This is a genomic window from Cognatundibacterium rivi (genome assembly GCF_018139565.1).
Taxonomy (GTDB): domain Bacteria; phylum Pseudomonadota; class Gammaproteobacteria; order Burkholderiales; family Burkholderiaceae_D; genus Undibacterium; species Undibacterium rivi.
The window spans coordinates 250,581-271,233 of record NZ_JAGSPK010000003.1 but is presented as its reverse complement, the minus strand read 5'-3'; the positions used below and the strand labels follow the sequence as shown (position 1 = coordinate 271,233).

The following is a 20,653-nucleotide window of genomic DNA, read 5'->3' as shown; positions in this document are numbered from 1 at the left end:
GAAAGCCGCGGCACGTCTTTTAATATGATGATTGTCATGTGAAATTTTATTTACTCCTGGAGTCTCTTATGAAAATCGAAAATTCTGTTGTTCTTGTCACCGGCGCCAATCGTGGAATTGGGCTGGCCTTTACCCAAGCACTGCTCGCGCGCGGCGCGCGTAAGGTATATGCCGCGGCGCGCAATCCCGCCAGCGTGACACAGCCGGGTGTCATCGCATTGCAACTCGATGTCACTAAACAAGATGAAATCGATGCCGCTGTTCAAAAAGCATCTGACGTAACGCTGGTCATCAACAACGCAGGCATAGCCCAGCCGGGCGGTTTTCTGGCGAACGACAGTGAAGACCTTACACGCCGCATCTTCGAAACCAATGTCTTTGGTGTACTAAATATCAGTAAAGCATTTGCGCCTGTGCTGAAGGGCAATGGCGGCGGCGCATTGCTCAACGTGCTGTCCGTTGCCTCGTGGGTTAACGATGGGGCTCTCGCTGCCTACTCGGCTAGCAAATCGGCTGCATGGTCGCTGACCAACGCACTGCGGCATGAACTGGCAAGCCAACAAACCCAGGTGCTGGGTTTGCACATGGCCTACGTCGATACCGACCTCACGCGCGGTTTCGACGTACCAAAAACAAGTCCCGAAGACATCGTACAACGCGCACTGGACGGTTTGGAAGCCGGTGCAGATGAAGTACTGGCAGACGCCTTGACGCAACAAGTGCATCAAGCCCTGACCGCACCGCGTCCTTTCTACCTGCCCCAGGCCGAATAAAAATCCTTGGAGTCAAACGATGAAAACGAATGTAATTCCGCAGTTGTGGAAGGCCGCCTTTGCGAGTCTCACCATCACCGCTACTCTACTTACAGCCCTGGTCGGCGCAGCAGAGGTGCTGCCCAACCAGACCGCAGCGTCCCTGCAGACTTCGGCACAAACGCCAGCAACCAACTGGAAGAATGTTCCGACGCAAACCATCAACGCCAACGACGTCAGTTTCGTCTATCGGGAGATGGGACAACACAACGGCGGAACGCCCGTGGTGTTTTTAGTCCATCTCGCAGCCGTGCTGGATAACTGGGACCCGAGGATCATGGACGGTCTTGCGACGAAGCACCATGTGATCGCCTTCGACAATCGCGGCATCGGCGCATCCACGGGCTCGCCATCTAATTCCATTGAGCAAATGGCAGACGACGCCATCACTTTCATCAAAGCGAAGGGGTTCAAGCAAGTCGACCTCTTAGGTTTTTCAATGGGCGGCATGATCGCTCAGGAAATGGCGCTGAAGGAGCCGCAACTGATCCGCAAGATGATTCTTGCAGGGACAGGTCCTGCTGGTGGCGAAGGTATCAGTACTGTAAATGGAGTCGCTAACTATGACATTCTTCGAGGGCTGTTGACTGGACAGGACCCGAAGCAATACCTGTTCTTCACACGCACACCCAATGGCATCGACGCCGGAAAAGCATTTCTGGCGAGATTAAGCGAGCGCTCCGAGAATCGCGATAAAGAAATCAGCGTGGCGGCCTACATTGCGCAGTTGCAGGCCTTAAGTGCGTGGGGGCGCAAGAGCCCTGTTGATTTGTCGGTGATCAAACAGCCGGTGCTCGTTGTCAATGGCGAAGCAGACCGGATGGTTCCTACACAAAATACCTACGATCTGGCGAAGCGCCTTCCGAACAGTGCCTTGGTCATTTATCCCGATGCCGGGCATGGAGGCATATTCCAATTTCACTCCGATTTCGTGGCCAGATCACTCGCATTCCTTGCACGTTAATTCAGCCACTGGCATTCCTAACAGCACTCAAATTTAACCTGGCACAACTTAACCAGAAAGCTATCGATGACAAACTCTGACGCATCAAAAATCGCCCTTATCACCGGCGCCTCTTCTGGCATCGGTGCCGTCTACGCCGATCGTCTGGCAGCGCGTGGATACGACCTTATCCTTGTTGCACGGCGCGCTGAACGACTGGAAGCTCTCTGCAAGCAGCTCGCAACAGTACATGGTATCAATGCCGAGCCAATTGTTGCGGATCTGACAAAGGACGAAGATGTGGCGAGAATCGAGAAAATTCTGGCTACGAATGAGGACGTGCAAGTCTTGGTCAACAACGCAGGTATTGCACGCCTGGCGCCGTCTACCCAGACCTCTGCGGACGACGCACAGACTCAGATTGCCCTCAATATCACCGCTCTGACGCGCTTGACGCAAGCGGCAGTGCCAGCCTTTGTGGCAAAAAAGCAGGGCTTGATCATCAACATCGCATCCGTACTCGCCATTCACTCGATGGCCATCAGCGCTATCTACAGCGGTACCAAAGCCTTTGTATTGCAATATAGCCGAGGCCTGCAGCAAGAACTGGCTGACACCGGGGTGAAAGTCCAATTGGTGTTGCCCGCATCCACTGCCACCGAGCTCTGGGATTTGTCGGGCGTTCCGCTGGCAGCCCTCAACAAAAGTACCTTGATGACGACTGAACACATGGTCGATGCGGCGCTGGCGGGTCTGGATCAGGGCGAAACGATCACTTGGCCATCAGTTGCCGATGCCAGTCTGTGGGACAAGTACGACGCAGCGCGTTCCGAACTTTTCGCCAGCACACAAGCTGGGACGCCAGCGCCTCGTTATCAGGTCGCTTGATTCCAGTGAACAACGTTGACTGCTCATCCCATTTTTAGTTATCCATTTTTAAGGAAAAGCCATGCTTTTTGAATCCTACCAACTTCGTTCAACCACGCTCAGCAATCGTATTGTGATGTCACCACTGACGCGTAGCCGTGCAAGTAGTGACAACATCCCCACTGAAATAATGGTCACCTACTACGCACAACGCGCCAGTGCCGGACTTATTATCACCGAAGGCACGTCACCGTCCCCCAACGGCTTGGGCTATGCCCGGATTCCGGGTCTTTTTAATGAAGCCCAGGTTCAAGGATGGAAACGAGTAACCGACGCAGTGCATGCTAAGGGTGGCAAGATCGTCGTGCAACTGATGCACACCGGCCGCGTGTCGCACCAGGCCAACCTGCCTGCGGGTGCAGAGGTGCTTGGGCCTTCGCCTGAAATCTGCCCCGGCGAGATGTGGACCGACGCGCAAGGTAGCCAGCCACATACGCTCCCACGTGCCATGACAGAAGATGACCTTCGCAACGTCATTGGTGAGTACGCGACAGCCGCAGGTCTTGCTATCCAAGCTGGCTTCGATGGTATTGAATTGCATGCGGCCAATGGCTACCTGCTGGAGCAATTCCTGAACGCCAACATCAACCGCCGCACTGATGGCTACGGCGGCACGGCGGACGGCCGCAACCGCCTGGTGCTGGAAGTCGCCCGCGCTACCGCAAAAGAAATCGGCGCAGAACGCGTGGGCATTCGCCTCTCACCGCACGGCGTGGTCAATGCCGCGGGTGCATTCGATGGCGTGGACGAACAGTACCTGGCACTGGTGACGCAACTCTCCGCACTCGGCCTGATGTACGTGCACGTGCTGGACCATTCGGCCTTAGGAGCTCCGCCGGTTCCTGCCACGCTGAAGGCTGATCTGCGGGCTGCATTCAACGGCCCCTTCATCCTCGCCGGTGGACTCGACAAAGCCGGCGCAGAGCTAGCCTTGAGCGAAGGCCGCGCAGACCTGACGGCCATGGGCCGCCCCTTCATTGCTAACCCTGATCTGGTGGAGCGCCTTCGCCAAGACGCTCCATTGAATGCGCCAAGCCCGGACACGTTCTACACACCAGGCGCTAAGGGTTACACGGATTATCCGGCGCTAGCGGCCTGACGATAAAAGGCTCCGACTGAACTGGTAGGCTCAGGCGTTCCTGGGTCTACCACACGATCAGGAGAGCAATATGCGTACTCAACAACTTCCAACTTTGGCAAGTGCGCTGGTGACCTGAGCATCAAGCGGCATTGGCGCGCCTGGCGCAAAACATAACTTGAGATCTGGCAGCAAAGGCATTAATGCCTAATTCTAGGGATTGATATATGACAGATACACATTTCACCGCTCCCACCCGCTTCATCGAAATCGATGGTGATAAATTTGCCTATCGCCGCTGGGGCAACACCGGGACCGACCAGCCGCCACTGTTTTTTTTACAGCATTTTCGTGGTGGCATGGACCATTGGGATCCACTGATGACGAATGGATTGGCCACGGATCGCGAAGTCATTCTCTTCAATGGCCGTGGCGTTGCTTCTTCAACAGGTGCGCCTCGTACCCGGATTGAAGACATGGCAGATGACGCTGCGGAAGTTATTCGTGCACTTGGTCTGCATAAGGTAGATGTTCTCGGTTTCTCGCTCGGTGGCTTTCTGGCGTTGGATTTGACGCGACGCCATTCCGATCTGGTTCGCAAGCTCATGCTGTTGGGAACAGGGCCTCGCGGAGGGAATCCAGAATCGCATTCTGATGTGTTGGAACATGCACCGCGTCTTATTCCAACCATGGATGATTTTCTGTTTCTTTTCTTCGGTCGATCCGAGGCCGCGAAGCAGGCTGGCCGTGAATTCTGGGAGCGCCGACACCAGCGTGTGGATCAGGACCCACCCAGCTCCCTCGCTGTGATGCAAGCTCAGATCGAAGCCAATGTGCTGTATTTACCGAGACTCTCGGAGGACGATCCTTTCGCTCACCTGCGAAGCATCCTGCAACCTACATTTATTCTCAACGGCGTGAACGACGTGATGATTCCGACTGTCAATTCGTTCTACATGGCGCGCAACATCCCGAACGCCCAGCTATTCATTTACCCTGATGCTGGTCATGCAGCTCAGTTCCAGTATCCGCAGCGCTTCCTGCGTCATGCGCTTCAGTTTCTGAATGAGTGACTCGCCTACATCACATCACTAGAACGCCTATTTTCCATTTCAAAAGAGTTCCTCAAATGTTCAAATTTAAATTTCTGTTGTGGGCATTTGCCCAATTGTTGCAACGAAAAATCAATAGCAATCCCAACTGCGCACGTTACGTTCAGGGAAAACGTCTGTCATTTCAAATTCGCACAGCCTCAGGCATTGGCCGCCACTATGTCATCGAAAATGGCGTAGTCCGCTCTTTTGCCGGGCTAACGAATAACGCCCAGTTCACACTCAGTTTTGTTAATGCCACCAAAGGTTTCGAAATATTGTCGGCTAGGGACGCTCAGCCAGCCTTCCTCAGAGGTGTTGGTAGCAAAGACTTGATCATCGGCGGAGACTTTCTGGAAGTGTTGTGGTTTCAGGGGTTGACGGCATTCTTACAGCCGCAGAAAGTTATCTCTGCTTATGACCTCACCGCGTACTGAGTCATCAGCGCTTACAAGCAGATTGTGTGTCGTTTCTGTCTCGGCAGCAATTTCCATCACTCCATTGAGCGAACGCGCCACGTCTTACCTGCTTGCGAAATCAACCCTTGCACCTGCCCAAAGGGAGTGCGCTGCGTAACCGTCTTGCCAAAGCATTTATGAGTGAAACGCCGGCGACCTACGACAACCGTGCAACGCCAGAGCTGGTTGCTCTTTACGAGCATTGGGCTAAGTCAGTTACGTTTGGATAATGTCCGCTTTTGGGTGTAAGCCGCCGATTATTTACAGCCATCACCCGTCACTCACTGGATTAGTCTTGGCGTGTCGGTATACGACCGGAATCAATGACCTGATTCTGATCAAAATTACTGGCTGACGTTGATGGAGAATACTTGACTGGTTTTGACGGGAATACGCAGTCAACCTGGTGATGACCCCAGTGCGTGCTTTGCACTGAATTTTGTCTCCCAGTTGATTAACGACAATGGATTGCTCTTAGTTCAAAGATAAATAAGTGAACGGGGGATGTAAAAGTTCAGAGATAACTGGCTTTTCAATTCAGAAATAAGTAATTTCTTTTTGCCTAAGCTTTTGATTTATCAGAATTTTGAGTTCAGAGATAAGAAATATCCGATAAGCATAGAAAATATACTCCCGGGGAGTATGTATAAACATCCCTTATTTTACTTAGAGATTGAGGTGTTTTTAGCATATACCCCCCATTGTTTCGGAAAGCTACGCAGGCTGAGCGGGGTATTTTTTATTTTTGTCTGTGATTGCGGAGGCTGAATATGGCTTCCCATGACGGCAGTCAGTTTGTCCTTAGCGTGGTTGTGGCGTTCGCGAACGATAAAAACTGCCTTGAACGGTGCGACGTCAGTAAAAGTAATGTGAATCGCGAAATATTGCCACATGGAAATTAATTGTCTAGTATACGCACGCTTTGATACTAAGCCGCTTTTTAATACCCAGCTTTTCCGCTCGCCAGCTTCATTTTCCGGTTGACTTCTGACAATATGAGGGCAAGCGCCTTCAATGCACGAATTTGCGCCGGGAAAATTCAGAAAACCCATTTTCTGATCAAACACAGTTCGAATATTTCTTGTGGTAACAAGACCGGTTTTACGTTCTGTCAATTGCTGCTTACTACAATGAAATGCACAGAGAGACGTGGATACTCAGACATTTATTATTTTTTCACTGGTGGTCGATGTCATTCTGATCATCACCATGATTCTGCCGTGGCTACATGAGCGCGATGACTGGCATGCGCTGTTCTGGGCTGCAGGTCAGGCAGGTATTACCTGTGGCAGTGGGCTGGCGTTTCAGCAAACGCCGCAACAGCTACATCCTTTGCTTTCTGCCGGTTTGCTGACCATCAGTATCAGCGGATTCTGGGCTGGCACCGAATATTTCATCGGCAATCTGCGCCGTAAGCATGTCATGCCTATCGCGGCTGTATCTGCACTTCTTTGTCTTCTGCTCACGCTATTTTTTTTCAGCGCGCCAGCCATGAGAGAGACAACAACAAAGATGCTGCTTGGCGCCGTGATTTTATGGTCTGGCGTACGTGTGTTGTGGATGCAGCATCACTTTCGTCTTTTGGGGACGATTTTAATCATCCGCGGTAGCTACAATTTGCTCAATGCGCTGAACCTGATCCCTGATCGTTTCGACGTCTGGTTCATGTTTGGATTAATCGTCAAAACAGCGTCAACGCTCTGCCTGATTTATGCAGTACTGGAAAAAATACGTGAACGTTATGCACGTACCATTGATTGCCTGAGTAATGGTCTGTTGATTCTGAACATGGATGGCATCATTCATGTCATCAACGAACGCGGCGCGCGTTTGCTGGGATATTCCTCAACGAAAGGCATGGTTGGCTCGCCGGTGGTGAATCACGTGAACGGGCTGGATGCTCATGCGGTCAAGAGCTATTTCAAACGATTCGCCGCGGCGGCCGGTAATTATCCTTTGGTCGAGAATATTGTCGTTATGTTGCCCGACAAGGGGCAGGTGCCTTTAGAGCTGATTTCCTCGCCCTACTATGAACGTGGGCGTCCTTACTGCATGGTGCAGATGATGGATATCAGCGAGCGCAAACAAAAAGAGGCGATCCTGCACAAGGCTGCGCACTACGATGATTTGACCGGGCTATTCAATCGTCATGGCTTTTCTCAGGAGCTGGCCCGGGTGATCGGGCTGTCGCAGGAAAAGGGGCTGGAGTGCGCCGTGTTATTGGTCGACATCGACAGGTTTAAACGAATCAATGACTCCTTCGGGCACCTCGCCGGTGAACAGTTGCTGCGGGAAATTGGTGGCCGATTGCAGCGGGCACTACCAGAAAAAAGCCTGACCGCCCGTTTCGGCGGCGACGAGTTTGCCATTGCGATGTATGGTCTGGAGCCAGGTTCTGCGGCACAGACAGCAGCACTCTGCGGCGACGATCTGTTTCAGATACTGACCAGTGGAATACCTTTGTTGCAGCAAAATATACAGTTCTCCGCAAGTATTGGTGTGACTTGTATTCCTGAGCATGGCACCGATACCGACACCGTTATTCAGCACGCCTATATCGCGATGTATGACGGCAAAAAAGCGGGGCGAAATCAACTGCGCTTTTTTTCTTCCAGCATGATCTCTCATGCGCGCGAGGCTGTTATCGACACCGCGTTGCGCAGTGCTATTTCTTCCGATGAACTCTATCTTTTATATCAACCCGTCGCGAATGCGAAAACGGGCAGAATTGATAAGGTGGAAGCTTTACTCCGTTGGAACAGCCGCACACTTAATAATGTCTCGCCGGATCATTTCATACCAATTGCAGAGGAAAGCGGCATCATTGTCGAAATCGGCACCTGGGTACTCAATCAGGCATGTCGGCAACTGGCGGAATGGCAGACCAGCGGCGTGCATCTGACCATGAGTGTCAATGTCTCGGCCAGTCAATTGCTCGACACACGATTCATTACCTATGTCGAACGCGCGTTGCAAATCAATCAGTTAAATCCGGCGCAGCTGGAACTGGAACTGACCGAGCGTGTGCTGATCGACGATGGCGCACATGTGAGAACGACCTTAAATCATCTCCGTGCAATGGGGGTGCGATTGTCGTTGGATGACTTCGGTACCGGATATTCATCGCTCAGTTATCTGACACAGTTTCATTTAAATACGCTGAAAATCGATCGTTCATTTGTGATGGCGCTGGAAAGCAGTGCACGACACCAAAGCCTGGTTTCCACCATTATTGCGATGGGACACAATCTGGATCTGGAACTGGTCGCCGAAGGGGTTGAGACAGAACAGCAAATCAGTATGCTGCAAAAAATGGGCTGCCACTATTTGCAGGGGTATTACATTTCCAGACCCATCGCTGCGGAAAACATCCCATTGATCTGTTCGTCGCCGGTTAAAATTCATTGAATACCAGCGGAAGAAACATCCGACCGTCGATCGTTCAAAATCAATTATTTTTTTGCATGTTGTTGACGGACATAACGTCGATGTAGCTCGGACTACTCCGTTTTGAGCAGCGGAAGTGTTTTATAATCTCGTCTTTCAGCAGTCAACTTCAGCATTCCAACGCCATCGTCAGTTTCTCGATCACCGGATTAACACTCCGGCACCGGCCAGATGCTTCCACATAATAATCCAGAGAACTTGCACCGCCGCTTTTACCAGCGGTCAATATGGTGACGAAGAAAGTTCCGGCAAGCGGACATATCGTCCGGATTTTGAATCGCTTTAAATAATACTGAAGCTCAGACAAGCGACATTTTTAATGTGCTGTTGCCATGGTTTCTTCAGATGAACGGGGCAGGAGTGTGATATGGCGGGTGAAACAACTGGCGCAGTGCGCTGGATTCTGCGGCTGGAAGGGATATGCGTGCTCGCTGCCGCCATCTTTTTTTATCCGGCATCTGATTTTGGCTGGGGATGGTTCGCACTGTTCTTTCTTGCGCCTGATCTTTCTCTGCCTGGATATGCGTTCGGATCAGGTTTAGTCGCGATATTCCGTGCCGATGCAGTGACTGCGTTTTATTTCGGGAGAAGATATGTGTTGGCTTCGTAGCGTGCTCATCGTTAGTCTCAGTCTTGGATGTGTCCTTTGCTGTGACGCCGCTGCGATGTCAGTTACATTTCTCAACCCCGGAAAGCCGGATGAAGTCTACTGGCTGACGGCAAGTAATAGTATGTTGGCCGCGGCGAAAGATCTGGATGTCAGGCTGGAAGTGATGTACGCAAACCGTAACCACCTCAATACTTTGACGCAGGCAAAACAACTGGCTGCCCGTGAGCTGAAAGACCGGCCGGACTATGTCATTCTGTCGAATGATCACGCGGTAGGATTTGAAGTTATCCGTATTCTGGACGCAGCCAATATCAAGACTTTCCTGGCATTCAGTGGTTTGCGCGAACAAAGTGAGCGTCTGCTTGCCACTGTTCCGCGGCAACACTTTCAGGGATGGCTGGGCTCACTGGAGCCACGCGCAGAAGAGGCCGGTTATCTGACAGCGCGGGCGCTGATTCAACACGGGCAGCAACATCACATGCAGGGCGCAGATGGCCGTCTGCACATGCTGGCGATTGCCGGAGATCGTTCTACGCCAGCTTCACTTAAACGCAATGAAGGTATGCGCCGTGCGGTCGCCGAAGCAAAAGATGTGGTGGTCGATCAGGAAGTGTATGCAGAGTGGAACCGTGCCAAAGCGCAGGAACAAAGTGAGTGGCTTTTTCAGCGTCACCCCCAGGCAAGGCTGATCTGGGCAGGAAGCGATCTGATGGCATTCGGTGCGATGGACAGCTGGAAAAATAAAGGCGGGCAACCCGGCAAGGATGCTTACTTCAGTGCGGTCAATACGTCATCTGAGGCATTGGCTGCGCTGGAATCGGGTAGCCTGACTGCGTTGGCTGGCGGGCATTTTATCGCTGGTGCCTTTGCTCTTGTGATGCTGTATGACTATCATCATGGTCAAGATTTCAAAGAGGAAGGGCTGGAACTGGATCGCTCGATGTTTATTCTTTTTAGCAAGGATGAGGCGCGCAAATTTCAGCGTCGTTTTGGCAGACTCGATTTTACTCAGGTTGATTTTAAAAAATTTAGTAAAGTGCTGAATCCGAAGTTAAAAAAATACGACTTTAATTTCCGGCAGATCTTAACGCAGGTCGAAAAACATCAATGAAACGCCGATTGTCACAACCTATTGCCAGTCTGCTGTTCCGGCGGGTGTTTAAATGGGTCATTCTGTGTATTTTGCTGTTCAGCAGTTTGCAGGCCTATCTGAATTACAGAGCGATAGAGCGTAACTTTGATATGACCATCAGAGACGTTGCCAACACGCATATCCCCTTGTTATCCCTGGCGATTTGGGACATCGAATTACAGGCAATACACAAACAGATTTCTTTACTGACAAAAAACACGAATATTGCTTACGTTGTTATCAAGGCCAGCACTGGGCAACAGTTTGTCGGTGGGAATGGCGGGCAATCAATGTCAGATGAACATCTGATGTTTGATATTCCGGCGCCGGACGGTGTGGGTCCGCGTGTCGGAACGATGGAATTAGTTGTTGATCGCAGCGTATTACGTCATGAGGTGACGCGCGGCTTTTTTATTGTTCTCGCTGAAGTTCTTTTACTGACGGCATTTATTTTTGCTGCTGTCTTCACAATCTTACGACGCGATCTTGAACGTCCTATGCGCCAATTAGCCGATTTCGTCAAAAATCTTCAGGCAAATAAAATAGCAACCCGTCTTGAGTTGGATCTTGGTCCCCGGCATGTTCACAACGAGATTGATCTGGTTGTGGATGGTTTTCGCACGATGCAGGATCGTTTGCAGAAACACATAGAAAATCAGGATGCCCTGGTGTCAGAGCGGACTACCCAGCTACAACAGGCGATGGACAGATTAAAGAAATTATCGGTGACGGACGTTCTGACCGGTTGTTATAACCGTTTGTTTTTCAACGAACGCATGCCCGGCGAAATACACAGAGCGATACGCTATGAGCGGAATTTGGCTGTAGTGTTTTGCGACATCGATTTTTTCAAGTCGGTGAATGATCGATACGGACATGCAGTCGGTGATGATGTGCTGATCGTTTTCGTCGAGTCGTTGCAAAGAGAATTGCGCGCGGAAATCGACTGGCTGGTACGGTATGGCGGCGAAGAATTTCTGATTGTCCTGCCTGAGACGTCGCTTCCGGCTGCCATTGAGGTCGCCGAGAGAATGCGCCTGAACGTCGAACGGGATCTGAAGATACCTCTGCCGGATGGGCAGCATCTGAATATCACCGCCAGTTTCGGTGTTGCCGAAAGATTGGCAGAAGACACGCTGGAGACACTGGTTCAGCGTGCTGATCAATGGCTCTATTTTTCTAAGTCGCTGGGGCGCAATCAGGTGCAGCCAGTGAGCGGCCGTGTGACGCAGGATGTGGCGTCAGTTTGATGTCGTCGGTGGTCGCGCAGACTGAATTATGGTAAGTTCTCATTCATGAAATCTGATTCTTGGCGTTTTCTGTTGATTTGTCTGATGCTGGTGCTGCTGCCTTTGCAAGGCTTTGCTGCTACTGGCATGTGGGCATTTGTGCATGAAAATAATACGCAAACGGCATCAGGTGCAGAGACAAACGATACTGTGAATCGTCCTGTGCATTGCGATGCGATGAAGCAAGGCCAGCAGGTATCTGCGCAGGATGTACACGTGGTGAAGCCAGATACCCAGAATCATTGTAAAGGGGCGTCACCTTGCTGCATTGGCATCGCCTTACTGCTGCAGCAAGCGGATCAATGCTGTTCACCCGACACGATCACAGTGTATCCGCTTGATTTCCACTCATTTTCATCGGCTCCTGCGCGTGCGCTGGAACGTCCGCCTAAACATTTTCCCGTTTAAATTGTTCTTGTAACTCAGGTGATTGCTGCCAGACTTCATGTTTTGGGTATGGCAGTACTGAGTTCAACTATGCCTGAGAGTATCAGGTCAGATCTGAATTTTAACGAGGACGACATGTCGCCACCTTTACCAAATTCTTTTGGTGTTGTACTTCCATTCGTGTCAGCCATGTTGCTGGCTGGCTGTACCAGTTTTGAAGCGGAAAAATCTGTTGATCAAATCAATCAGCAGTTTTCTGCGTTCACACAATCATCGCTGAAACCAGCGTTTAATGCCGAACAAAAATCCCGTTTGCAAGCGACCGCAGATCGCTTGCTGCAAGAGCCGGTTTCACAAAACGATGCAGTGCAGATTGCGCTGACGAATAGCCCGGGATTCCAGGCCATGCTTGCGCAATACTGGGCGAACGGGGCGAACGCAGCACAACAAGGCCGTATTGCTAACCCGTTCTTCAGTATCGAGCGCAGCCGTTTTGTCGATGAACTTGAAATTGCGCGCACGATCAGTGTTGGCTTGCTGGATGTGCTGACGTTACCGCGCCGGAATGCGATTGCTCAAAGCAAAATAGAGGCAGAGCAATGGCAATTCAGTAATGAGTTGATTGACCGCATCACGCAGGTAAGGGCAGCGTGGGTAAAGGCCGTCGCTGCGCAGCAAATTCTGAGTTATGCGATGCAAGTCAGTGATGCGGCTGAAGCCGGTGCAGAACTGGCGCAACGTATGCGCAGTGCCGGTAACTTCAATCAATTACAAGCCGCCAGACAGCGTGCTTTTTATGCGGATGCCGTTGCGCAACTGGCGGCTGCACGCCACAGCAATACGGCGGCTCGCGAGGGATTGGTGCGCTTGCTGGGGCTGACAAGCGATCAGCTGGCACGTTTGCGTTTGCCCGAGCATCTGCCTGATTTGCCTGACGCCGTTTATCCGGCCGAAAAAATCGCTGGGGTCGCGACTGAACATCGCCTCGATGTCCGCATGGCGCAAGCCTTGCTGGATACCGCCGCAAAGCAGCAAGGTTTGACGCTGGCGGCCAGCTTGACGGATATCGAACTCTCGGTAAAGCGTAATACGATTTTTGATAACACAAGTAAAACCAGCGATGTAAAACGGGGCGTGGAAATCGGTGTGCGCTTGCCCGTGTTCGATAGCGGTCAATTGCAGCGTGATGCAATGAATGCGGCGACGCTGGCAGCCAGTTATCGCCTGGAAAACACGCTGCGCAATGCCGCATCTGAGTTGCGTGAAAGTTACTCGGCATATCGCACCAGTTACGATATCGCCCATCACTATCAACATGAAATTCTGCCTTTGCGCAAACGTATTTCGCAAGAAAATCAACTGCGCTACAACGGCATGTTCATCAGTGTATTTGATCTGTTGGCCGATAGCCGGGAACAGATCAGCAGTGTGATTGCGGCGATTAACGCGGAACAGCAATTCTGGCTCGCAGATGCTGCTTTGCAGGCATCCATGATAGGCCGCCCTGAACGCATGAGTGTGACTGGTGCTGGCAGTGCCAGTGAACCAGCCACGGCACACTGATAACGGAATTGAGAAGGAATACCAATGAACTCAAGAAGAAACTTTTTCAAATTTGCCGGTATCGCCGGAGGTGCGCTGGCGGCCAGCGCGGTGAGCAAGGTCGCGTTAGCTGCATTGCCGGAAATTACGACCCAAACCAGCCCGGATACCATGCCGCCTTTAGTGCCTGCGAATGGCCGTCCATACAATCCTGTCGTTACCTTGAACGGCTGGACGCTACCTTGGCGAATGAAAAACGGGGTAAAAGAATTTCATCTGGTCGCCGAGCCTGTGGTGCGCGAAATGGCGCCCGGAATGAAGGCACATTTGTGGGGGTATAACGGTCAGAGTCCAGGCCCGACGATAGAGGTGGTGGAAGGGGATCGTGTGCGTATTTTTGTGACGAATCGCCTGCCGGAACACACCAGTGTGCATTGGCACGGACAGCGTTTACCGAACGGTATGGACGGTGTCAGCGGCCTGACGCAGCCCGCAATTCAACCCGGTAAAACCTTTGTGTATGAATTTGTCGCGCGTCGTCCCGGCACATTTATGTATCACCCGCACGCAGATGAAATGACGCAGATGGCAATGGGTATGATGGGGTCGTGGATCACGCATCCCAAAAATAAACATCCACTGATCGCCGATGTGGACAGGGATTTCGTATTCTTGCTGAATGCCTACGATGTCGAACCGGGCGCATCGCGGCCCAACATCATGACGATGACGGAATTTAATTTGTGGTCGTGGAATAGTCGTGTCTTTCCCGGCATCGATACTTTGAATGTCCGCAAAAATGACAAAGTCAGAATCCGCGTCGGTAATCTGACAATGACGAATCATCCGATTCATCTTCATGGACATGAGTTCACGGTTACCGGTACCGATGGCGGTGCGATTCCCAAAACTGCGCGCTGGCCGGAAGTGACGACCGATATCGGTGTCGGACAAATGCGCCAGATTGAATTCATTGCGGATGAAGAGGGCGACTGGGCATTGCACTGCCATAAAAGCCATCACACGATGAATGCGATGGGACATAGCGTGCCGAGCATGATCGGTGTTGATCATAAAGATGTCGCCGATAAAATCAGTCGCTTGATTCCCGCTTATATGACGATGGGCGATAAAGGTATGGCAGATATGGGCATGATGGAAATGCCTTTACCAGAAAATACTTTGCCGATGATGACAGGCGAGGGACCATTTGGCGGAGTAGAAATGGGCGGCATGTTCAGTGTTCTGAAAGTACGCAAGGATCAGAAGCCGGGTGATTACAAAGATCCGGGTTGGTATGCGCATCCGAAAGGAACTGCTGCGTATGAATATCAGGGGGATACCGCAGGTTTAGGTGAACCAGTCAGACCAGCTACCGCCACCGATCATGCCGGTATGCACCATCATCACGCGCCAGCATCTGCGGAAAAAGAAATCGAGGTGCAGGTCGTGAAACCCAAGGGGCATGAAGGGCACTGATATGTGAAAAATTGGTCGTGAATCCGTGTTTTGTTCACGCAGAACAGGGTTAGTGCTAATCCAAAAACGTCAGTCAGCTTTGCTGGTCTGACGTTTTTTTTCTTCGAGTTCTGCCACCTTGGAGAGTAACTGCTCTATCGTCCAGTGTCTGCTCAGCCATATCGTCAGCGCACCGCCAGATAACTGCTGCCACATGACGCCCTCGTGTGCATGATGCTGGCGTTGATATGATGAAGCGACACGCCACGCAAACAAGGTCACTGGCGGCGGCGCGTCTTGTCCCGCTGCAGACAAAATATACGATACTGGATTTAATTCGACTGCTTCAGGCTGCCCCTCATAGCCGGATTCAGCCCAGATTTTTTGCTGCATATCACCGGATATCATGTGAGCCGGTAAGTCTGGCTTACCGTCGATATCTTTCAGTCCAAGATAATACAAGCCCCATGGAATGCTGAAAACAAGAGCGAGGATGAGCAGAACGATAGCGATCAGACTGCGTTGCAGGATACTGAATGTGGGCATGATGAGTAAGTTTAAATAAGAGTTGATACAAGGTTGATCTGCAAACCGATGCGCAGTTTTTTCGCCCAAAGCGTCGTTGCTAGCTGCCAGAATTCATGCAGCTCAGATACTGCCGGACTGAGTTTCAAGCCTAGAAATCGGGCGGCGGGCAGCAATGCTTCATGTAATAAGTCATTATCGCCGCGATCAAATGCCAGTGCGCCGGTTTGTTTTGACAATTTTTCGCCGTTCGCGTTGGTAACGACGGGAACATGCAGATAGCTGGGGGTAGGCAAACCCAGCAAGCCTTGCAAGTAAATCTGACGTGCAGTGGAGTCGATCAGATCGGCGCCGCGCACAATATGGTTGATTCCTTGTGCCGCATCATCAACAACTACGGCGAGCTGATACGCCCAGAAACCATCGGCGCGTTTTAAAACGAAATCGCCGACTTCCGTTGCCAGGTTCTGACTTTGCGAGCCACATAAACGATCTTCGAAACAGACGACGCCTTGTTCCGGCTCGGGCACACGCAGACGCCATGCGCGGGCCGATTTTCCTGCGGGGATGCTGTGTCGGCAGGTACCCGGATAAATCTGACTGGCGGGATCGCCGAGACGCAGGCGAGAGTCAGCGATTTCCTTGCGTGAGCAGGCACAGGGATAAACATAGTCGGCTAATTGCCCTAAGGCTGCTTCATACAAATGCTGGCGCTGACTTTGCCAGACGACTTCGCCATCCCATTGCATACCGCAACGTTGCAGTGATTGCAGAATCTGCTGATCCGCTCCTGCCACATTCCTGTCGAAATCCAGATCTTCTATGCGCAGCAACCATGTGCCCTGGTGCGCTTTGGCGTCGAGATAACTCGCCATGGCGGCGACCAGTGAGCCCATATGCAGCGGGCCGGTCGGGGAGGGCGCAAAACGCCCGATGTAATCAGTCGTAGCAGACATGTTTGGTTTAATTTATTTTGTAGTATCGCTCAGCGTAACTTTAGTTGCCCATCAACATTTTTTGTACTATCGGGTCATTCAGTTTTTGTAAAAACCATTGCAGAGCTTTACCTTTGTTTGTGCTGCGCCAGACGATGCGGTTGTTACCCAGCAGGCGATTGGCACTGGTCTTCTTTTCAATCAGCATGCCTGACTGTAAATACGGTTGAGCAATTCTTCGTGGTAAGTGCCCGCAGCCCAATCCGGCCAGTTGCGCAGCCAGTTTGGCCTGTATTGACGGCACTGTCAGCGTATCTTGTCCGCTCAACAAACCTGCCGTCATCGAAGGCAGTGTCAGGCTGGTATCGCCAACTGCAACGGCGCGGTGTTCCAAGATTGCAGCGTGGCTGAGTGGCTCTGCCGCATTGGCTAAAGGGTGTTCGGGTGCAACTGCAAACACCCAATCAATGTTGCCAAGTGAGCGGGTCTGAAATTCTCCCTGCATGCGGATGGCATCGGGTCCATCGTATGCGGCACCGATCGCCAGATCGGCGCGCCCGGTGATCAGACTTTCCCATACGCCGGATAAAATTTCCTGTGAAATGCGGATGCGCGTGCCACCACCTTGTTGTTCAAATTCTTTAATTAAAGGGATCAGATCTTCGAAGCGGATGATGCCATCGATCACGATATGAAAGCTTGCTTCCCAGCCACTTGCCGCACGTTTAACGCGATTTTCAAGATCCTGTGCCGCATGCAATAAGTTTCTGCCCTGAGTTAACAATTCTTCGCCAGCGCTGGTCAGTTTTGCTCTGTGTCCCCGCCGGTCGTACAGCAAGACATCCAGATCTTCTTCGAGTTTGCGTATGCTGTAAGTAATTGCTGACGGCACTTTATCCAGCGCCGCTGCAGCAGCAGCAAAGCTGCCTTTGCGGGCGATGGCATCGAGAATTTGCAAGGCTTCCAGCGTCAGATTCATTTTATTCAATTAATTTGAATGATGTGTAGAAAATTTTACCCTTATCTTGTCTGATCTGCTTGTATATAGTGCAGGTACGGCATCAATTATTTTGAATAAGACAGATTTATCCGGGCTGACTTTGTGTGTGCTTGATGCTGATTGGCCATGTGCTGACGATGGTTTGAACAGTGGATTAAAAGATTGTTGACGAGATTCATCGGGCGTCATGGATGTGGATGATTTTTAATGAACCAAAAGGATATGTGACATGAAAAAAGTAGCGATTGTTTATCATTCAGGTTATGGACACACTACCAAGGCAGCTGAAGCAGTGCAGGCGGGTGTCGCTGCCAATGGCGCGGCAGCAGAATTGATATTGATTGATGCTGAAGGCAATATCACCGAAGCACAATGGGCGAGTCTGGCTGCGGCAGATGCGATCGTGTTTGGCTCGCCGACATACATGGGTACCGTTTCGTGGCAATTCAAAAAGTTTGCCGATGCGTCATCCAAGCCTTGGTATCACCAGCAATGGAAGAATAAGATTGCGGCGGGTTTCACGAACTCCGCGACGATGAATGGCGACAAACTAAGCACGCTGCAATATCTGTTCACTTTCTCACAGCAGCATTCCATGATCTGGGTGGGTACTGGTCTGATGCCATCGAACAGTAAAGCTGCGCAACGCAATGATATTAATTATGTCGGCAGTTTCAGTGGCCTGATGACGCAATCTCCGTCAGACTCCTCACCCGAAGAAGGTCCATTGCCGGGTGATCTTGAAACGGCAAAATTGTTTGGTCAGCGTATCGCCGAAGTGGCGAAAAAATTTAGTTAATCGTTCATTTTTTGTTTGATCGTATATGAAAAAGTCCGCTGTTACAGCGGACTTTTTTTGACTCAATTACCAGATTCAGTTACCAGATACTGACACGTTTGTCTTCCGGCAGGTACATACCATCACCGGGTTTCACGTTAAATGCGTCATAGAATGTGGTGTTGTTTCTGAGGCTGCCATTGACGCGGAATTCGCCGGGAGAGTGCGGGTCAGTCTTGATCAGGGCAAGCGCACGCTGTTCGCGTGATTTGCTGCGACGTGCTTGGGCGAGACCAAGGAACAGGCGTTGTTCGCCCGACCAGCCATCGAGAATCGGTGATGGTTTTCCTTCCAGCGACAGGCGGTAAGCTTTTAAGGCCATCACGATACCGACGTTATCCGCAATATTTTCGCCCAGCGTCAGTTCACCGTTCAGGAAATGACCCGGAACCGGGCTGTAGCCATTGTATTGTTCAACCAGAACTTTGGTTTTGCGGTTGAATTTTTCACGGTCTTCTTTGGTCCACCAATCACGCAAGTTGCCGTCACCATCGTATTGCGATCCTGCATCGTCAAAAGCGTGGCTGATTTCATGACCAATTGAAATACCGAGCGCGCCGTAGTTAACCGCATCTTCTGCTTCAACGTTAAACAACGGTGCCTGCAAACGCGCTGCCGGGAAGACGATTTCATTCATTTCCGGGCTGTAATAGGCATTTACTGTTTGTGGTGTCATATGCCATTCGCTGCGATCAACCGGTGTGCCCAGTCGTTTCACGTTTTTCTCGAAATCCGCGCTGCGAATACGTTTCAGATTACCGACCAGATCATCTTTACTGATCTGTATTGCGGAGTAATCTTTCCATTTCTCAGGGTAGCCAATCTTCACGCTGATTTTTGAGAGCTTTATCTGCGCTTGTTTTTTTGTTTCGGCGCTCATCCAATCCAGAGAGTCTATGCTGTCCTTGAATGCAGCCAGAAAATATTTCACCATCTTTTCTGTGCGGACTTTGGTTTCGGGGGCGAAATATTTTTCAACGTACAGCTTGCCAACGGCTTCGCCCAGCATCTGATCTGTCAACGCAACGGCGCGTTGTTCGCGTGTGCGGTTGACTTTGATACCGGCCAGCGTGGTGCCACGGAAGGCAAAATTTTCATTCGCAAATGCGCTGGACAGGTAGGGGCTGTAGGTGCTCAGCAGGTGCCATTCGGCATAGTTTTTCCAGGCAGATAAAGGAAAAATTTTCAGTGTATGACTGAATCCGCTCAGATAACCTGGTTGCTGTACCAGAACCTGATCAGCTTTTCCGGCGATACCGTTAGTCTGAAAATAAGATTGCCACTGATAGCCCGGCGTCAGCGTATCGAGCTTTGATACGGGCATTTTGTTATAGGTCTTGAGCGGATCGCGGTTTTCCACATTCGTCCATTGTGCTTTGGCGAGTTCCGTTTCTATCGCCAGTACCTGCTTCGCATTCATTGCAGCATTTTTATCGCCTGCCAGTGTCAGTACTTTTTCCACATGCGTCAGATACGCAGCGCGGATGTCACTCATTTTTTTGTCGTCGGTTTTCAGATAATAATCACGATTCGGTAAGCCTAATCCTGATTGTGCGATATCGACGATGTATTGACTGGATTGCTTGCTGTCTTGTTCAACACGCAGGCGGAACGGAGTGGTAACACCGATTTTCTGAAGCTGAGCAAAAAGTACGGCAAGCCCTTCTTTATTTTTTACTGCTGCAATATTGTCGAGTTCAGATTTCAGTGCCCCGACACCCAGCGCTTCTAATTTTTCCTCGTTCATGAAACTGTTGAAAAGATCCGCGATTTTCTGTTTTTCTGTACCAGCAGGATTTTTATCGTCCTTAGCGACATCGCTGATCAGCGCGTGCAATTGTCGCTGTACATTTTCACGGGCTTCCATAAAGGAGCCCCAGTCTGATTTGTCGGCAGGAATTTCATTGGCTCTTAACCAACCACCTTGCGCATGTCTGAAAAAATTATCCTGACCACGAGTCGTTGGTTCAAAATTACGCGGAACGATGCCTGAACCGAGGTTCAGTGTGACAGCCGCTGTTGGCGCAACGACTGGTTCTGCGGCATAAACGGCATTCGACAACAGGCTAAGCGCGAGAGTACTCAGTAAAAAACGTTTCATGGATTAGTCTCGTTTGTATTTTGGATAGATGAAAAGAATGTAGTGCGATTGTGACATGGTGTGACGCCGAAAGTTCAGAG

The 20,653-nt window shown here is 51.0% G+C and carries 19 protein-coding genes; 14 read left to right on the top strand and 5 right to left on the bottom strand.

What is annotated here, in order from left to right; genetic code table 11:
• Positions 1 to 68 precede the first annotated feature (68 nt).
• From KDM87_RS09890 to KDM87_RS09865, 6 genes are all read left to right on the top strand, one after another.
• A complete protein-coding gene (locus tag KDM87_RS09890) occupies positions 69 to 773 on the top strand; it encodes an SDR family oxidoreductase (RefSeq protein WP_212678921.1) in 705 nt (234 codons plus the stop codon).
• A 19-nt stretch (positions 774 to 792) separates the two neighbouring features.
• Complete coding sequence (locus tag KDM87_RS09885) at positions 793 to 1,776, top strand: alpha/beta fold hydrolase (protein WP_212678920.1); 984 nt, start codon at positions 793 to 795, stop codon at positions 1,774 to 1,776.
• Between the two features lie 66 nt (positions 1,777 to 1,842).
• Positions 1,843 to 2,643 carry an SDR family NAD(P)-dependent oxidoreductase gene (locus KDM87_RS09880; RefSeq protein WP_212678919.1) on the top strand — a complete coding sequence of 267 codons (801 nt, stop codon included), beginning with the start codon at positions 1,843 to 1,845 and terminating at the stop codon, positions 2,641 to 2,643.
• A gap of 61 nt (positions 2,644 to 2,704) precedes the next feature.
• Entirely contained in the window at positions 2,705 to 3,781 is a 1,077-nt protein-coding gene (locus KDM87_RS09875; RefSeq protein WP_212678918.1) for an alkene reductase, read from the top strand.
• A gap of 206 nt (positions 3,782 to 3,987) precedes the next feature.
• A complete protein-coding gene (locus KDM87_RS09870; RefSeq protein WP_212678917.1) occupies positions 3,988 to 4,833 on the top strand; it encodes an alpha/beta fold hydrolase in 846 nt (281 codons plus the stop codon).
• A 56-nt stretch (positions 4,834 to 4,889) separates the two neighbouring features.
• Positions 4,890 to 5,288 (top strand): helicase, encoded by a 399-nt coding sequence (locus KDM87_RS09865; RefSeq protein WP_212678916.1) that lies wholly within the window; start codon positions 4,890 to 4,892, stop codon positions 5,286 to 5,288.
• 683 nt (positions 5,289 to 5,971) lie between these two features.
• Here the strand turns inward: KDM87_RS09865 and KDM87_RS09860 are convergent.
• The gene (locus tag KDM87_RS09860) at positions 5,972 to 6,424 is read right to left on the bottom strand and encodes a hypothetical protein (protein ID WP_212678915.1); all 453 of its coding nucleotides are present in this window, start codon (positions 6,422 to 6,424) and stop codon (positions 5,972 to 5,974) included.
• Positions 6,425 to 6,458: 34 nt separating this feature from the next.
• On the opposite strand from KDM87_RS09860, the gene KDM87_RS09855 reads away from it, so the two are divergent.
• The 7 genes from KDM87_RS09855 to KDM87_RS09825 all read left to right on the top strand — a co-directional run bounded on the left by KDM87_RS09855 (position 6,459) and on the right by KDM87_RS09825 (position 15,195).
• Positions 6,459 to 8,717, top strand: coding sequence for a putative bifunctional diguanylate cyclase/phosphodiesterase (locus KDM87_RS09855; protein WP_329604918.1), 2,259 nt, complete (start codon positions 6,459 to 6,461; stop codon positions 8,715 to 8,717).
• A 406-nt stretch (positions 8,718 to 9,123) separates the two neighbouring features.
• A complete protein-coding gene (locus KDM87_RS09850) occupies positions 9,124 to 9,366 on the top strand; it encodes a DUF4260 family protein (protein WP_212678914.1) in 243 nt (80 codons plus the stop codon).
• A 55-nt stretch (positions 9,367 to 9,421) separates the two neighbouring features.
• Positions 9,422 to 10,477 carry an ABC transporter substrate-binding protein gene (locus tag KDM87_RS09845; protein ID WP_230407688.1) on the top strand — a complete coding sequence of 352 codons (1,056 nt, stop codon included), beginning with the start codon at positions 9,422 to 9,424 and terminating at the stop codon, positions 10,475 to 10,477.
• Positions 10,478 to 10,485: 8 nt separating this feature from the next.
• On the top strand, positions 10,486 to 11,748 hold the full coding sequence (locus tag KDM87_RS09840; protein ID WP_212678912.1) for a sensor domain-containing diguanylate cyclase: 1,263 nt from the start codon (positions 10,486 to 10,488) through the stop codon (positions 11,746 to 11,748).
• A gap of 45 nt (positions 11,749 to 11,793) precedes the next feature.
• Positions 11,794 to 12,195, top strand: a complete 402-nt coding sequence (locus tag KDM87_RS09835) for a hypothetical protein (protein ID WP_212678911.1) — start codon at positions 11,794 to 11,796, stop codon at positions 12,193 to 12,195.
• A 114-nt stretch (positions 12,196 to 12,309) separates the two neighbouring features.
• A complete protein-coding gene (locus KDM87_RS09830) occupies positions 12,310 to 13,737 on the top strand; it encodes a TolC family protein (protein WP_212678910.1) in 1,428 nt (475 codons plus the stop codon).
• Between the two features lie 24 nt (positions 13,738 to 13,761).
• Positions 13,762 to 15,195 carry a multicopper oxidase family protein gene (locus tag KDM87_RS09825; RefSeq protein WP_212678909.1) on the top strand — a complete coding sequence of 478 codons (1,434 nt, stop codon included), beginning with the start codon at positions 13,762 to 13,764 and terminating at the stop codon, positions 15,193 to 15,195.
• 69 nt (positions 15,196 to 15,264) lie between these two features.
• Here the strand turns inward: KDM87_RS09825 and KDM87_RS09820 are convergent, their stop codons facing one another.
• From KDM87_RS09820 to KDM87_RS09810, 3 genes are read right to left on the bottom strand one after another with little or no spacing between them, the layout of a single operon-like run.
• Positions 15,265 to 15,720, bottom strand: a complete 456-nt coding sequence (locus tag KDM87_RS09820) for a hypothetical protein (protein WP_212678908.1) — start codon at positions 15,718 to 15,720, stop codon at positions 15,265 to 15,267.
• An 11-nt stretch (positions 15,721 to 15,731) separates the two neighbouring features.
• Positions 15,732 to 16,655, bottom strand: a complete 924-nt coding sequence (gene gluQRS / locus KDM87_RS09815; RefSeq protein WP_212678907.1) for a tRNA glutamyl-Q(34) synthetase GluQRS — start codon at positions 16,653 to 16,655, stop codon at positions 15,732 to 15,734.
• A 40-nt stretch (positions 16,656 to 16,695) separates the two neighbouring features.
• On the bottom strand, positions 16,696 to 17,613 hold the full coding sequence (locus KDM87_RS09810) for a LysR family transcriptional regulator (RefSeq protein WP_212678906.1): 918 nt from the start codon (positions 17,611 to 17,613) through the stop codon (positions 16,696 to 16,698).
• A 250-nt stretch (positions 17,614 to 17,863) separates the two neighbouring features.
• Here KDM87_RS09810 and KDM87_RS09805 point away from each other — a divergent pair, with 250 nt between their 5' ends.
• Positions 17,864 to 18,433 (top strand): flavodoxin family protein, encoded by a 570-nt coding sequence (locus tag KDM87_RS09805; RefSeq protein ID WP_212678905.1) that lies wholly within the window; start codon positions 17,864 to 17,866, stop codon positions 18,431 to 18,433.
• A gap of 79 nt (positions 18,434 to 18,512) precedes the next feature.
• Here KDM87_RS09805 and KDM87_RS09800 read toward each other — a convergent pair whose 3' ends face one another.
• On the bottom strand, positions 18,513 to 20,573 hold the full coding sequence (locus tag KDM87_RS09800; protein WP_212678904.1) for a M13 family metallopeptidase: 2,061 nt from the start codon (positions 20,571 to 20,573) through the stop codon (positions 18,513 to 18,515).
• Positions 20,574 to 20,653 lie beyond the last annotated feature (80 nt).